Annotated in this window: 16 protein-coding genes; 6 read left to right on the forward strand and 10 right to left on the reverse strand. The window is 73.2% G+C overall.

Annotation, left to right across the window (positions count from 1 at the left end; translation table 11 throughout):
* Positions 1-42: 42 nt before the first annotated feature.
* The 5 genes from OF852_RS04795 to thyX form a co-directional block, all read right to left on the reverse strand.
* The gene (locus OF852_RS04795; protein ID WP_271120665.1) at positions 43-735 is read right to left on the reverse strand and encodes a hypothetical protein; all 693 of its coding nucleotides are present in this window, start codon (positions 733-735) and stop codon (positions 43-45) included.
* 67 nt (positions 736-802) lie between these two features.
* Positions 803-2,479, reverse strand: a complete 1,677-nt coding sequence (locus OF852_RS04800; protein WP_271120666.1) for a ribonuclease J — start codon at positions 2,477-2,479, stop codon at positions 803-805.
* Between the two features lie 8 nt (positions 2,480-2,487).
* On the reverse strand, positions 2,488-3,465 hold the full coding sequence (gene dapA / locus OF852_RS04805) for a 4-hydroxy-tetrahydrodipicolinate synthase (RefSeq protein WP_271120667.1): 978 nt from the start codon (positions 3,463-3,465) through the stop codon (positions 2,488-2,490).
* 127 nt (positions 3,466-3,592) lie between these two features.
* The gene (locus OF852_RS04810; protein WP_271120668.1) at positions 3,593-4,105 is read right to left on the reverse strand and encodes an endonuclease domain-containing protein; all 513 of its coding nucleotides are present in this window, start codon (positions 4,103-4,105) and stop codon (positions 3,593-3,595) included.
* Positions 4,106-4,648: 543 nt separating this feature from the next.
* Complete coding sequence (gene thyX, locus OF852_RS04815; protein ID WP_271120669.1) at positions 4,649-5,392, reverse strand: FAD-dependent thymidylate synthase; 744 nt, start codon at positions 5,390-5,392, stop codon at positions 4,649-4,651.
* Between the two features lie 84 nt (positions 5,393-5,476).
* Between thyX and OF852_RS04820 the strand changes: the two genes are divergently transcribed.
* The 4 genes from OF852_RS04820 to OF852_RS04835 are packed head-to-tail and all read left to right on the forward strand — an operon-like array spanning position 5,477 to position 7,716.
* Complete coding sequence (locus OF852_RS04820) at positions 5,477-5,884, forward strand: TlpA family protein disulfide reductase (protein WP_271120670.1); 408 nt, start codon at positions 5,477-5,479, stop codon at positions 5,882-5,884.
* The gene (locus OF852_RS04825) at positions 5,881-6,345 is read left to right on the forward strand and encodes a DUF4395 domain-containing protein (RefSeq protein ID WP_271120671.1); all 465 of its coding nucleotides are present in this window, start codon (positions 5,881-5,883) and stop codon (positions 6,343-6,345) included. The genes OF852_RS04820 and OF852_RS04825 overlap by 4 nt, the downstream gene beginning before the upstream one ends.
* A 28-nt stretch (positions 6,346-6,373) precedes the next feature.
* On the forward strand, positions 6,374-6,799 hold the full coding sequence (locus OF852_RS04830; protein ID WP_271120672.1) for an OsmC family peroxiredoxin: 426 nt from the start codon (positions 6,374-6,376) through the stop codon (positions 6,797-6,799).
* Complete coding sequence (locus tag OF852_RS04835) at positions 6,799-7,716, forward strand: TIGR01777 family oxidoreductase (protein ID WP_271120673.1); 918 nt, start codon at positions 6,799-6,801, stop codon at positions 7,714-7,716. The genes OF852_RS04830 and OF852_RS04835 overlap by 1 nt, the downstream gene beginning before the upstream one ends.
* Here the strand turns inward: OF852_RS04835 and OF852_RS04840 are convergent.
* On the reverse strand, positions 7,691-8,134 hold the full coding sequence (locus tag OF852_RS04840; protein WP_271120674.1) for a tetratricopeptide repeat protein: 444 nt from the start codon (positions 8,132-8,134) through the stop codon (positions 7,691-7,693). The genes OF852_RS04835 and OF852_RS04840 overlap by 26 nt on opposite strands.
* Positions 8,131-8,886, reverse strand: coding sequence for a 4-hydroxy-tetrahydrodipicolinate reductase (gene dapB / locus OF852_RS04845; protein WP_271120675.1), 756 nt, complete (start codon positions 8,884-8,886; stop codon positions 8,131-8,133). The genes OF852_RS04840 and dapB overlap by 4 nt, the downstream gene beginning before the upstream one ends.
* Before the next feature lie 31 nt (positions 8,887-8,917).
* Between dapB and OF852_RS04850 the strand changes: the two genes are divergently transcribed.
* A complete protein-coding gene (locus OF852_RS04850) occupies positions 8,918-9,379 on the forward strand; it encodes a GNAT family N-acetyltransferase (protein ID WP_271120676.1) in 462 nt (153 codons plus the stop codon).
* 1 nt (position 9,380) lies between these two features.
* Here OF852_RS04850 and OF852_RS04855 read toward each other — a convergent pair whose 3' ends face one another.
* Both OF852_RS04855 and OF852_RS04860 read right to left on the reverse strand, forming a co-directional pair.
* A complete protein-coding gene (locus OF852_RS04855) occupies positions 9,381-9,983 on the reverse strand; it encodes a histidine phosphatase family protein (RefSeq protein ID WP_271120677.1) in 603 nt (200 codons plus the stop codon).
* A gap of 23 nt (positions 9,984-10,006) precedes the next feature.
* Entirely contained in the window at positions 10,007-11,359 is a 1,353-nt protein-coding gene (locus tag OF852_RS04860; protein ID WP_271120678.1) for a M16 family metallopeptidase, read from the reverse strand.
* Positions 11,360-11,537: 178 nt separating this feature from the next.
* Here OF852_RS04860 and OF852_RS04865 point away from each other — a divergent pair, with 178 nt between their 5' ends.
* Complete coding sequence (locus OF852_RS04865; RefSeq protein WP_271120679.1) at positions 11,538-12,131, forward strand: TetR/AcrR family transcriptional regulator; 594 nt, start codon at positions 11,538-11,540, stop codon at positions 12,129-12,131.
* Positions 12,132-12,168: 37 nt separating this feature from the next.
* Here OF852_RS04865 and OF852_RS04870 read toward each other — a convergent pair whose 3' ends face one another.
* A complete protein-coding gene (locus OF852_RS04870) occupies positions 12,169-13,164 on the reverse strand; it encodes an aldo/keto reductase (protein WP_271120680.1) in 996 nt (331 codons plus the stop codon).
* Positions 13,165-13,183: the final 19 nt, after the last annotated feature.

Raw genomic sequence — 13,183 nt, forward strand, 5'->3', positions numbered from 1 at the left:
TCGCGCGCTCGCCGGGAGGCGGGGCGCGCGCCGCGGGAATGGCTACAGCGGGCAGTCTCCCAGCACGTTGTCGGAGCCGGCGATGCCGTAGGGCTCCGTGTCGGCGGTGACGGCCCGGACCGCGAAGACGTGCCCGGGCTCGGTCGCGGAGTCGGCCCAGTACCGCTCGTCGTCGCCGGCGACCTCGATCTGCAGGACGCCGCCGTCACCCGGGACGAGGTAGACGGTCGACACCCCGCCCCCGTGGACGAGCTGCTCGGCGTCGGGGTAGGCCGCCTCGACGTCGGCGCGCGCGTCGCCGACCCGGAGGCCGCCCTCGACCGCGACATCCCCGTTGTACAGGTCGATGCGGGTGATGACGTCGTCGACGCCGGCGACCGCGAAGGCGGTGTCGGGGCCGAACGGGTTCTCGGCGGCGTACGACGGGTCGACCGCCCAGAGCCCCTCGTAGCCGGCGACGGCTCCCGGGCAGGCCTCGGGGTCGAAGCTCGCCATGGCGGTCGCGGGATCGAGATCCGCGGCACGCGTGCCGAGCGGCAGCGCCGCGAAGCCGCCGGGGCCGAGCACGAGGTCCCCGGTCGCGGGGCGGCTCGGCGTCGGGCTCGGCGCCGTGCTCGCGCTCGGCGCGGGATCGGGTGCGGGTCGAGCCGCCGGCGGCGCCGCGGTGCATCCGGCGAGGAGCGCGGTGGCGGCGAGGACGCCGACGACGGGGACGGGGATCGGAGCGCGGCTCATGTCCGAATCCTGTCAGCCCTCGAGGACGCGGGGATCACGCATCCTTCACGTGTCGATCACGATCCGGTCACGCCTCGATGACCACCGGGATGATCATCGGGCGGCGACGGTGCTTCGTGTTCACCCAGCGGCCGACCGTGCGGCGGACCACCTGCGTGTACCCGTGCTGGTCGCGCGTGCCGTTCGCGGCCGCCTCCGAGAGCGCCTGGAGGATCTTCGGGCGGATGTCGTCGAAGATCTCCGCATCCTCCGCGAAGCCGCGCGCCTGGATCTCCGGACCGACGATGACGCGGCCCGTCTGCTTGTCGATCGCGAGGAAGATCGAGATGAAGCCCTCCTCGGACAGGATGCGGCGGTCCTTGAGGTCGGCGTCCGTGATCTCGCCGACCGTCGAGCCGTCGACGTACACGTAGCCGAGATCGAGCTGGCCGACGACGTCCGCGACGCCGTCCGTCATGTCGATCACGAGGCCGTTCTCGCCGATGAAGGTGTTCGCGGCCGGGACGCCGGTCTCGATCGCGAGGGCCGCGTTCGCCGTGAGATGACGGGTCTCGCCGTGCACCGGGAGGACGTTGGTCGGCTGCAGGATGTTGTAGCAGTAGAGGAGCTCGCCGGCCGCCGCGTGGCCCGAGACGTGCACCTTCGCGTTGCCCTTGTGGACGACCTTCGCGCCGAGCTTCATGAGCCCGTTGATGACGCGGTAGACGGCGTTCTCATTGCCGGGGATGAGGCTCGAGGCGAGGATGACGGTGTCGCCCTCGCCGATCTCGATCTGGTGGTCGAGGTTGGCCATGCGCGCGAGGACCGCCATCGGCTCGCCCTGCGAGCCCGTGCTCATGAAGACGACCTCGTCGTCGGGCAGGTTCATCGCCTTCTTGCTGTCGATGAGGATGCCGTCCGGCACGCGCAGGTAGCCGAGCTCCGCCGCGATCCCCATGTTGCGGACCATCGAGCGCCCGATCAGCGCGACCTGGCGTCCGTTCGCGGCCGCCGCATCCAGCACCTGCTGCACACGATGGACGTGGCTCGAGAAGCTCGCGACGATGACGCGGCGGCGCGCCTTCGCCATGACGCCCTCGATGACCGGGCCGATGTCGCGCTCGAGGGCCGTGAAGCCCGGCACGTCGGCGTTCGTGGAGTCCGGGAGGAAGAGGTCCACGCCCTCCTCGCCGAGGCGGGCGAAAGCGCGCAGGTCGGTGATGCGCTCGTCGAGCGGCAGCTGGTCCATCTTGAAGTCGCCCGTGTGGAGCACGAGGCCGGCCTTCGTGCGGATCGCGACCGCGAGCGCATCCGGGATCGAGTGGTTGACCGCCACGAACTCGAGCTCGAAGGGCCCCATCCGCTCGGTGCCGCCCTCGCGGACGACGTGCGAGACCGGCTGGATGCGGTGCTCCTTGAGCTTCGCCTGGATGAGCGCGAGCGTCAGCTCCGAGCCGAGGAGCGGGACGTCCTGGCGGAGCTTCAGGAGGTACGGCACCGCGCCGATGTGGTCCTCGTGGCCGTGCGTGAGCACGACGCCGACGACGTCGTCGAGGCGGTCGCGGATCGGCGTGAAGTCGGGGAGGATCAGGTCGACGCCCGGCTGGTGCTCCTCGGGGAAGAGCACGCCGACGTCGACGATCAGCAGCTTGCCGTCGATCTCGTAGACGGTCATGTTGCGGCCGATCTCGCCGAGCCCGCCGAGCGGGATCACCCGGAGCGTTCCGGGGGCGAGTGCGGGCGGGTCGTAGACGTCCTGGGGCATGCGGTCCTTCAGCGTGTCGTGCCCGCGACCTTGGGCAGGGCGCCGCCGGCGGCGGCGTTGCGGTCGGGGCGGAAGTTGGAGAAGTCGACGCCCGGGATGTGCTTCACGAGGTCGATCTCGTCCTCGATCTGCGCCGCCTCCCACTCCTCCGGCCCGACGAGCGGGAGCCGGACGCGCGGGGAGGTGATGCGGCCGAGGCCGTGGAGGATGTACTTCGCCGCGACCGTGCCGGGCACGTGCGTCATCGTGGCGCGCACGAGCGGCTCGAGCGTCTGGTGGGCCTCGGTCGCGGCGCGCAGGTCGCCCGTGTTCACGGCATCCACCATCGTCCGGTACGGGCGCGGGGCGATGTTCGCGGTCACGCCGATGAGGCCGGTGCCGCCGATCGCGAGGGTCGGCAGCGCGTTCGCGTCGTCGCCGGCGAAGTACATGAGGTCGGTCTGGTTGAGGACGCGGCTGACCTCGCTGAGGTCGCCCTTCGCATCCTTCACCGCGAGGATGTTGGGGTGCTTCGCGAGGCGGAGGATCGTCTCGTAGCGGATCGGGACGCCCGTGCGGCCCGGGATGTCGTAGAGCAGCACCGGGAGGTCGGTCGAGTCGGCGACCATGCGGAAGTGCGTGAGGATGCCGGCCTGCGTCGGCTTGTTGTAGTACGGCGTGACGATCATGATGCCGTCGGCGCCGACCTGCTCGCTCTTGCGGTAGAGCTCGATCGCGTGCGCCGTCTCGTTCGAGCCGCCGCCCGTGATGATCTTCGCGCGACCCGCCGAGACATCCTTCGCGACCTCGACGAGGCGGATCTTCTCGGGGTCGGTGAGGGTGCTCGTCTCGCCCGTGGTGCCGGTCACGACGATGCCGTCGGCGCCGTCCTGGATGACGCGGTCGATGTGCTTCTCGACGTCGCCCCAGTGCACCTCGCCGTCGGCCGTGAACGGGGTCACGAGCGCGACGAGCACCTGTCCGAAGGGGTTCTCTGGCGTCGACACGTCGTACAGGCTATCGGGTGCGGGTGTCGCCCCCGATCCAGCCGTTGTGCAGGAGTTCTCGGCTCCTGCGCCGTTCCGACTGTGCTTCGACGTCAGAAGTCCTGCACAACGGGAGTGGGGGATGCCGTCAGGCGCGATGATCGCCGCGAGCGATCGAAGCTTCGAGCGCCATGAGGCAGTGCGACAGCTCGTGCACCACCTGCCCGTACATGAACCGGAGCGTGCGATAGCCGGCGATGCTGGCCTCCGCGTCGCGTCGACGATCTCGATACGCGTCAGAGTGGTACTCCCGGCTGTCGGCCTCGACGATCAGCCGCTCCCCGATGACGAAGTCGACGCGGCCGACCCCGTCGATCGGCACCTGCTGCCGGAAGGGGATCCGGCGCTCGATCATGGCGAGCTTCAGGAGCGACTCCGTCCCGCTCTCCGACTCCGCCCCGGTCCGGATCGCGACTCGACGCAGCCGACCGGGGATCCGGCTCACGACATCCGCTCGCGCGGACGCAGGGAGGACGCGGCTCAGGATCGCCGACTCCATCGCGGCGAAGAAGTCGGCCTTGGGCGCGCAGCTCGCCATCGAGACGAGGCAGTCCGGGACCGACTGGATGCCCCGAGTCGTCGACCCGCTCCAGTGGACCACCACCGCATCCCGATCGGCGGACTGCGCGAGTCGGAGGCGGCGATCGCGCGGGGTCCGGAGCCTGGCGGAATCGGCCGGGACTTCCACATGCAGGGGCGGCCGATTTCGGAGCCAGAGGCCGTGATGCCCGGCGGCGCTCAGGCAGGCGAGCGATCCGCCGACGCGCACCGCGGCGATGGCCTCAGGGCCGAGTCGCGGGTCGACGTACCAGCCCTTCCGCGGTCGGACGACGTCGCCGTGCGCGACGGCGGCGCGCAGCGCACCGGGGCCGAACCCCGCATCACCGAGTTCGCAGGCACGCGCCACGCCGCCGAGCAACCTGATCGCTCGAAGCACCGACACACCATGAGCCTCGCCGGACCGGTGTCCCGGCCCGACCGAACCGCTCGATCTGTGGACGCATCCCCCGCCGCGGGGGTTGTGGAGGAGGGTATGTCGCCCTGGCACCTGCCGTTTCGCAGGAGCGGCGCATGCTCGACGCTCTCAAGCGCTCACGATCCGCGGATCTCCTGCACAACGGGAAGGCGGAGGCGGCTCCAGGGACTAGGGGGCGACTCGGCCGTTCGCCTGGAAGGCGGCGTGGGTCAGCGGCATGAGGCGCTGCCAGGCCTCCTCCAGCTGCTCGGCCGCCATCTCGATCTCGCGCTGCGGGAAGGAGGGGAAGTGCGAGTCCTCGCGCTTCGTGCGCAGCGAGAGGAAGTTCATGAGCGAGCGCGCGTTCATCGTCACGTACATCGAGGAGTAGAGGTTGAGCGGGAGGACGATGCGCGCGACCTCGCGCGCGATGCCGGCCTCGAGCATCCGCTGGTAGGAGGCATAGGCCTCGAGGGAGACCGCGGTCGCCTCGCGGACGGCGAGCTCGCTCTGTTCGGGGCTCCCCTCCTCGAAGACGTAGGCGCCCGGCTTGCCGACCTGCACGAGGCGGCGCTCGGCGCCGGGCACGTAGAAGACGGGGCGCAGCTCGCGGTAGCGGCCCGACTCCTCGTTGTAGGACGCGATCCGGTGGCGCATGAACTCGCGGAAGACGAAGATCGGCGCCTGCACGTAGAAGGTCATCGAGTTGTGCTCGAAGGGCGAGCCGTGGCGGTCGCGCATGAGGTAGTTGATGAGGCCCTTGTCGCGCTCGCCGGCCTCGGTGCCGGCGGCGGCCTTCTCGAGGGTCTGCTCGCCCTGCGTCGAAACGCGGGCGGCGAAGAGGACGTCGGCGTCGGCGGCACTGGATCGCACCAGCTCGACGGCGATGTCGGAACGGAAGACGGGCTCGCGGGTCTCGCTGGCATCGGGCACGGTCGCCACGATATCGCCGGCCCCCGACACGTCATAGTCGGACACACGGGACCGCGACGAGCCGGGCCGGTCTCGCGTCTCGGCATGGACCTGGCGCCGCTCCTCGTGATCGTCGCGCTCCTCGCGGGCGCGACCGTGATCGGCCTGCGGGTGCGGCACCGCGACGGACGGCTCCGGCCCGCCGCGGCGGGCGAGCGCATCCTCGAGGTCCCGCTCGGCGAGCGCGGCACGCTGCTGCAGCTCTCGAGCGCCGCCTGCGCGAGCTGCCCCGGCACGGCGCGCCTGCTCGGGACGATCGCGGAGCGCCGCCCCGGAATCCGGCACGTCGAGCTCGACGTCGACGAGCACCCCGAGCTGGTCGCACGGCTCCGGGTGCTGCAGACCCCCACCACCCTGATCCTCGACGCGGACGGCGCCGTCCGCTCCCGCATCGGCGGGCCCGCCCGACCGGACGCCGTCGAGGACGCGATCGAGAGGCTGGACGCACCATGACCGAGGACCGCACCCCCGCCGGGATCGACCCGCGCGGACCCCGATTCGGCGCCGCCGTCACGGCGGTGCTCGCGCTCGCCGTCGTGGGCCTCGCGACCGCCGGCGCGCTCGTCGCCGCCGTCTCGGTGCTCGCCGTGCTCGCGGCCGCCTTCGCCGCGGGCGCCCTCGGCGGCGTCCAGCGCAACCCCTTCGGAATCCTCTACCGCGTGCTCGTGCAGCCCCGGCTCGCATCGCCCGCCGAGCGCGAGGACCCGCGCCCGCCGACCTTCGCGCAGCGCCTGGGCCTCGGCATCACGCTGGCCGGAATTCTGGGCGCGCTCCTCGCCCCGGCGCCCGCCTCGATCGCCGCCGGATCCCTCGTCTTCCTCGCGGCCTTCCTCAACGCGGTCTTCGGCCTCTGCGTCGGCTGCCGCATCCACCTCATCATCTCCCGGGTGCGCCGCGGCGTGACCGCGGCATAGGCTGGAGCTCCGGATCGAGGAGGATGCCATGCCCGTCACGAGCGAAGCCACGACCCTCTGGTTCGGCGACCTGGCCGCGGGCCACGGCACGACCTCCCTCGACTCCTCGGACGCCGCCGAGTTCCCCGTCACCTGGGCCGCGCGCTCGGAGGGCGAGGCCGGCCGCACGAACCCCGAGGAGCTCCTCGGCGCCGCGCACTCCGCCTGCTTCTCGATGGCGCTCTCGCACGCGCTCGCCGGCAACGGCACCCCGCCGGAGAGCCTCCAGGTGACCGCGGCCGTGACCTTCCAGCCCGGCGAGGGCATCACCGGCAGCCACCTGCTCGTGAGCGCCCGCATCCCCGGGATCTCGGAGGCCGACTTCGCGAGGATCGCCGAGGAGGCCAAGACGGGCTGCCCCGTCTCGGCCGCGCTCGCCGGCATCCCCATCACGCTCGAGGCGAGCCTGGCCTGATGATGGCCGACCGTCTGCGGGTCCTCGTCTCCGGCGCCTCCGGCCTCGTCGGGCAGGAGCTGCAGCGACAGCTGCGCACCGAGGGCGCCGAGGTGCGGCGCCTCGTGCGGCGGCCGCCGACGTCGTCGGAGGAGGTCCGCTGGGAGCCGGGCGTGCGCCCCCTCGACCCGGCCGTGCTCGACGGCGTCGACGCGGTCGTGAATCTCTCCGGCGCGAGCGTCGGACGCCTGCCGTGGACGCCCGCCTACCGGCGCGAGCTCGCCGACTCCCGGATCGAGCCGACGCGCACGCTCGCCGCCGCCATCTGCTCGGCCGAGCGGCCGCCGGCGGTGCTGCTCAGCGCCTCCGCGGTCGGGTTCTACGGCGACCGCCCCGGCGAGCGGCTCGACGAGGACTCGGCGCCCGGCACCGGCTTCTTCCCCCAGCTCGTCGCCGCGTGGGAGGCCACCGCCCACGAGGTGCCCGACGCGACCCGCGTGGTCACCTTCCGCTCCGGTGTCGTCGTCGCAACGGGGGGCGGGATGGCGCCCGTGCGGATCCTGAGCCGCGTCGGCCTGGGCACGCGGTTCGGCTCGGGGCGCCAGCACTGGCCCTGGATCTCGCTGCGCGACGAGGCGGCCGCGATCCGCCATCTCCTCCGCTCGGAGCTCGCCGGCCCCGTGAACCTCGTGGGACCGGAGCCCGCGACGAGCGAGCGCGTCACCCGCGCCTTCGCCCGGCAGCAGCACCGGCCGCACCTGCTGATCGCGCCGCGCGCACCCGTCGAGGCGCTGCTCGGCGAGGGCGGGCGGCGGCTGCTCTTCGACAGCATGGAGGTGCGGCCGACGCGGCTGATCGCCGACGGCTTCCGCTGGCAGGATGCGACGATCGAGCAGGCGGTCGCCCGGACGCTCAGCGCGACGAGCGCTCGAGGCTGATCGCGCGGCGGGTCGCCCAGCGCGCGCGGCGCCGATCCCCGCTCGCATCGTAGGCGAGCGCGAGCCGGAACCAGGCGCGCCAGTCCTCGGGAGAGGCCTCGGCCGCCCGCTGATACGCGGGGAAGGCCTCGCGCGCGGCGGCGCGATCGACCCGGCCGCTCGGCGCCGCGGGGAGGGATTCCCCGGGGAGGCCGCCCTCCGTCTCCAGCCGGCGTCCGAGCCGCTCCGCGCCCAGGCCGAAGCGGATCTCGAGCACGAGCGCCAGGATCCCGAGCACGGCCAGCAGCAGCAGCGCCGCGCCCATCGCGATCGCCACCGGCTCGCCGACCGAGAACAGGATGCTCGCGTAGTAGCCGGAGAAGAGCAGGTAGAGCAGCAGCAGGCCGCCCATGCCGAGCGCCGCGAGTCGGGTCCTCACGAGGATGCGGCGCCGGGAGCCTGGGCGGCGGCCGCGTCGAGCAGCGCCCCGAGCCCCACCGTGAGGCCGCGCGCCGCCGGCAGCGAGCGCAGCCCGAGCAGGATGCCCGCCTCGTAGGAGCTCGGCGAGAGGGTCTCGTGCGTCAGGGTCAGCACCTCGCCCTCGCCGCCGAAGTGCACATCCTGACGCGCCTGCACGCCCCGCAGGCGGAGGCTGTGGATCGGGATGCTCGCCACCTGCTGGCCGCGGGCGCGCTGATCGGAGTGCGGGGCGTCGACCGGCCCGAGCTCGCCGCGCGCCGCCGCCATGAGCTCGGCGGTGCGGACGGCGGTGCCGGAGGGCGAGTCGACCTTGCCGGCGTGATGGGCCTCGACGATCTCGATCGACTCGAAGTACCGGGCCGCCTCCGCCGCGAAGCGCGTCGCGAGCACCGAGCCCACCGAGAAGTTGGGGATCACGATGACGCCGAGGCCCTCGGGGATGCGGCGCTCGAGACCGGCGAGCCGCTCCGCCGACCAGCCGGAGGTGCCGACGAGGGCGGGGATGCCGTGCTCGAGCGCGCGGTCGACGACCCCGGGCGAGACCTGCGGCACCGTGAGGTCGAGGACGAGGTCGGCGCCCGCCATCCGCTCGGGGTCGTCCTGCGAGCCGATCGCGGCGTGGAGCGCCAGGTCGGGCTCCCGCTCGACGAGCCCGACGGCGAGCCGCCCCATCCGACCGTTCGCGCCGACGACGGCGACCCGAGAGACCATGCCCCCATGCTACGGGCCCTAGCCTTGGGGCATGGTCTCGATGCGCCCCGCCTCCCCCGCGGATCCGGCCTCCCACGCGCTGCTCGCCGAGTACTTCGCGGACCGCGCCCGCGGCTTCCCCGCCGAGCAGGGCGAGTACCGGACGACCTTCCCGGACCCCGCCGCCTTCGAGGGCGGGCGCGGGGTGTTCCTGCTCGTCGAGGACGAGGAGCTCGGCCCGGTCGGCTGCGGCGGGATCCGCCTGCTCTCCCCCGGGCGCGCCGAGGTGAAGCACCTCTACCTCCAGCCGCGCACCCGCGGACGCGGGCTCGGGCGGGTGCTGCTCTCGGAGCTGGAGCGGCTCGCCGCCGGCCTCGGCGCGACGGAGGTCGTGCTCGACACGAACCGGAGCCTCGCGGCGGCGGGCGGGCTGTACCGCGCGAGCGGCTACGAGTCGACCGAGCCCTACAACGACAACCCGAACGCGACCGACTGGTACCGCAAGCCGCTCTAGCTCAGTAGGGCTGCTCGACCGGCAGGCCGGTGCGCAGCTCCGTCGGCAGGTGGCCGAGATCGTTGTGGGTGATGAGCACGGGCGGCTTCGCCGAGCGCACGCGGATGATCGTGAGACCCGCGTTCGCCTGGTTGACGCCCATCCAGCGCCACGGCGCCGCCCCGAACACCTCGCGCACGAACCACGCGATCACGAAGTTGTGGGTGATGAGGAGCTCGTGGCGGTCCTCGCGCGAGGGCGTCAGCCACTCCGACACGGCATCCGCCATCTGCGCCTCGCCCGCCTCGATCTCCTCCTCCGTCACGCCGCCGAAGAAGGACTCGAAGGCGTGCGGCATGTCGGACGTCGGCCCGGAGGGGATGCAGTCCATGAGCAGCGCCGAGGGCTCCGGCTCGATCGCGGGCATGCGGGCCGTCATGATCCGCGCCGTCTCCTGCGCGCGCTGGAGCGGCGAGGTCCACGCGCCGTCGAAGGGGACGCCGCCGAGCCGCTCCGCGAGGAGGGTCGCCTGGCGGACGCCGCGGGGGCTCAGCGGGCCGTCGGGGAGGCCGTGCTCGGCATCCTGCTGCTCGCCGTGCCGGACCAGGTAGAGGTAGCGGGACATGGTGCTGGGGCTTCCTGTCGGGGTCACGCTGCGACGTCGTCGTCGAGCGCTGCGAGGGCGTCGTCGTCGAGGGCGCCGACGGCGGCGATCGAGCGGGGGCGCGCGAGGAGCTCGGCCGCGAGCGCGCGGACCTGCCCGGCGCCGACCTCGTGGAGGCGCCGCAGCGACTCGTCGAGGTCGAGGAACTCGCCGAGCGCGAGCTCGCTGCGGCCGAGTCGGGACATGCGGGTGTCGGAGTCCTCGAGCGCGAGGGCGGCCGCACCGCCGAGCTGGCCGCGCGCGCGACGCAGCTCCTCCTCGGTGATGCCGGACTCGGCGAGCCGGCGCCACTCGTCGACCATGAGCTGCGCGACCTCCTCCGCCCGCTGCGGCGAGCAGCCGGCCGAGAGCGCCATGATCCCGGTGTCGCTGTAGCCGGCGGCGAAGGAGTAGACCGAGTAGGCGAGGCCGCGGCGCTCGCGGATCTCCTGGAAGAGCCTCGACGACATCCCGCCGCCGAGCACCGAGTTGAGGACCGCGAGCTCGCTGCGGCGCTCGTCGCCCGCCGCGAGCCCCTCGACCCCGAGGATCAGCGCGACCTGCTCGAGCGGCCGGCGGACGATCGCGCGGCGGCCCGCGCCCGCGAACGGCTCGGCCCGCGGTGCGCGTCGCGCGACGGGTGCGGCCTCGATGCCGAGATCCCAGCCGGCCCGGGTGAGCGCATCCTCGACCCAGGCGACGAGCGCGCCGTGGTCGACCGAGCCCGCGACGGTCACGACGAGATCCCGCGGCCCGTACTGCGCACGGTAGTGGGCCCAGACGGAGTCGCGGTCGACCGCGGCGATCGAGGCGGGGCTCCCGCCGATGGGGCGGCCGAGCGGGTGGGCGCCGAAGACCGCCTCGAAGAAGCGCTCCCCCGCGACATCGCCCGGGTCGTCCTCCGCCATCGCGAGCTCCTCGAGGATCACGCCGCGCTCCTGCTCGAACTCGTCCGGGTCGAGCGTCGAGGAGGTGAACATGTCGGCGAGGACGCGCACCGCCATCTCGAGATCGCCGTCGCGCACCTTCGCGTAGTAGCAGGTGTGCTCCTTCGCGGTGAGCGCGTTGTGCTCGCCCCCGACCTCGTCGAAGGCGACCGCGATGTCGAGCGCGCTGCGGCCCCCGGTGCCCTTGAAGAGCAGATGCTCGAGGAAGTGCGTGGATCCGGCGCTCTCGGGCTGCTCGTCGCGCGAGCCGACCGCGACCCAGAAGCCGACCGTCGCGCTCTGCGCACCCGGCATCCGCTCGCTGAGGATGCGGACCCCGCTCGGCAGGACCGTCCGGCGGATGGAGGATCCGCCGGAGGCCTCGAAGGCCAGTTCCGGCAGATCGAGAGGCAGTCCGACAGCGCCGTTCATCGAGTCGAGCCTACGTCATCGGCACCCCCCGGATGGGCGTCGCGACCCTCCAACTGGGGGCACGCCGATGTGCTGACAGACGAGTCTGTCTGTCCTCATCGCGGTACCCTCAAGGACCGCGACCCGACACCTGCCTGAGCGCGGCGACGTCAACCCGAATGACGATCAGGAGCCCACCATGACCGCAGATCTGCTCGCCCCGACCGCGACCAGGCCGCCCGCCCCGGCGAAGCTTCGCATCCTCGAGACCGCGGATCGCCTCTTCACCGACGAGGGCATCCGCACCGTCGGCATCGACCGGCTCATCCAGGAGTCGCGCGTGACGAAGGCCACCTTCTACAAGCACTACGGCGCGAAGGAGCGGCTCGTCCTCGACTACGTCCGCAACCGGCACCGCCAGGAGGCCGACGCGCTCGTCCGGCGCGCCGCCGACGGGGATGCCGAAGCCGCCGTGCGCGCCCTCCTCGGCGCCACGCTCGCGGAGCTCGACCGGGCGGGCTTCCGCGGCGACGCCTTCCTCAACACGGCCGCCGAGTTCCCCGACCGCGCGCACCCCGTGCGCGCCGTCGTGACCGCGCACCGCGACTGGTTCGCCGCCGAGCTCGCGGAGCTGCTGCGCGAGCTCGGCCACGACCTCCCCGGGGATGCCGCCGACGACCTCGTGCTCGCGCGCGACGGCGCCATGAGCGGCGCGTACGCGGGCGACCCCATCGCGGCCGGCGCCGCGCTGACGCGCGCCTTCGAGCGCGCGATCGCGGAGGCGCGGGCCTGATCGCCCCCGCTCGACGCGCGGAAGGACGAGGGGGCCGCTAGGCCCAGGCGCTGACGCGGTCGAGCGCGGTCACGTGGTGGCGGCGCAGGCGCAGCTCGGCGGCGGCGGCGAGGTCGACGACCTGCTCGGGCTCGGAGGCCGAGACGACCGGCGCGACCACGTGCGGCTTCGTGAGCAGCCAGGCGAGCGCGACCGTCGCGACCGAGGCGTCCAGCTCCACGGCGAGCTCGTCGAGCACCCCGAGCACCTTGAGCCCGCCGCGGGTGAGGTGCGGCGCGAGCTCGCGCGAGCGCGGGCTCTGGCGCACGGCCGCGCGCGTGCGGAACTTCCCCGAGAGGAATCCGTGCGCGATCGCGAAGCGCGGCATGACGCCGAGCCCCTGACTCGCCGCGACGCGGGCGAGATCCCGCTCGTACTGCTTCCGCCGCACGAGGCTGTACTCGTTCTGGAGCGCGACCATCTGCGCGACGCCGAGCTGGGCGGAGGCGATGCGGGCCTCGAAGAGCCGGTCGCCCGTGTGGTCGGAGCCGCCGAAGCAGCGGACCTTCCCGGCGCGGATCAGCTTGTCGACCGCGAGCAGCGTCTCGTCGAACTCGACCGACTCGTCGTCGATGTGGAGGTAGAGCAGGTCGATGCGGTCGGTCCCGAGCCGGCGGAGCGAGGCCTCGACGGCCCCCTGCACGGCCGCGGCGCCGAGGCCGGGGTGCTCGGCGCTCTTGCCGATCTTCGTCGCGAGCACGAGCTCGTCCCGGTTGCCGGCGTTCCGCATCCAGGTGCCGATCATGATCTCGCTGCGGCCGCTCGCGTAGCTGTCGGCGGTGTCGACGAAGTTGCCGCCGTGCTCGACGTAGCGGTGGAGGATGCGGTCGGTCGCGGCCGTCGTCGCCGTCCAGCCGAAGGCCTTCGCGCTGAGCGCGAGCGGGAACACCTCGAGCGGCGAGGCGCCGATCCGGCGACGCGGGGCGCCGCCCGGTCCGCGCACGATCGCGGTCGTCTCGGCGGTCGTCGGGCGGGGTTCGGCGGCGGAGCTCACGGGGCCTGCGGACGCGGCC

Source organism: Homoserinibacter sp. YIM 151385, assembly GCF_027912415.1.
In the GTDB taxonomy this organism is placed as follows: Bacteria; Actinomycetota; Actinomycetes; order Actinomycetales; family Microbacteriaceae; genus Schumannella.

Coding starts and splice junctions, on each gene's coding strand:
- OF852_RS04795 (WP_271120665.1), bottom strand. CDS start 735: ATGAGCCGCGCTCCGATCCCCGTCCCCGTCGTCGGCGTCCTCGCCGCC.
- OF852_RS04800 (WP_271120666.1), bottom strand. CDS start 2,479: ATGCCCCAGGACGTCTACGACCCGCCCGCACTCGCCCCCGGAACGCTC.
- OF852_RS04820 (WP_271120670.1), top strand. CDS start 5,477: ATGGACCTGGCGCCGCTCCTCGTGATCGTCGCGCTCCTCGCGGGCGCG.
- OF852_RS04825 (WP_271120671.1), top strand. CDS start 5,881: ATGACCGAGGACCGCACCCCCGCCGGGATCGACCCGCGCGGACCCCGA.
- OF852_RS04830 (WP_271120672.1), top strand. CDS start 6,374: ATGCCCGTCACGAGCGAAGCCACGACCCTCTGGTTCGGCGACCTGGCC.
- OF852_RS04835 (WP_271120673.1), top strand. CDS start 6,799: ATGATGGCCGACCGTCTGCGGGTCCTCGTCTCCGGCGCCTCCGGCCTC.
- dapB (WP_271120675.1), bottom strand. CDS start 8,886: ATGGTCTCTCGGGTCGCCGTCGTCGGCGCGAACGGTCGGATGGGGCGG.
- OF852_RS04850 (WP_271120676.1), top strand. CDS start 8,918: ATGGTCTCGATGCGCCCCGCCTCCCCCGCGGATCCGGCCTCCCACGCG.
- OF852_RS04855 (WP_271120677.1), bottom strand. CDS start 9,983: ATGTCCCGCTACCTCTACCTGGTCCGGCACGGCGAGCAGCAGGATGCC.
- OF852_RS04860 (WP_271120678.1), bottom strand. CDS start 11,359: ATGAACGGCGCTGTCGGACTGCCTCTCGATCTGCCGGAACTGGCCTTC.
- OF852_RS04865 (WP_271120679.1), top strand. CDS start 11,538: ATGACCGCAGATCTGCTCGCCCCGACCGCGACCAGGCCGCCCGCCCCG.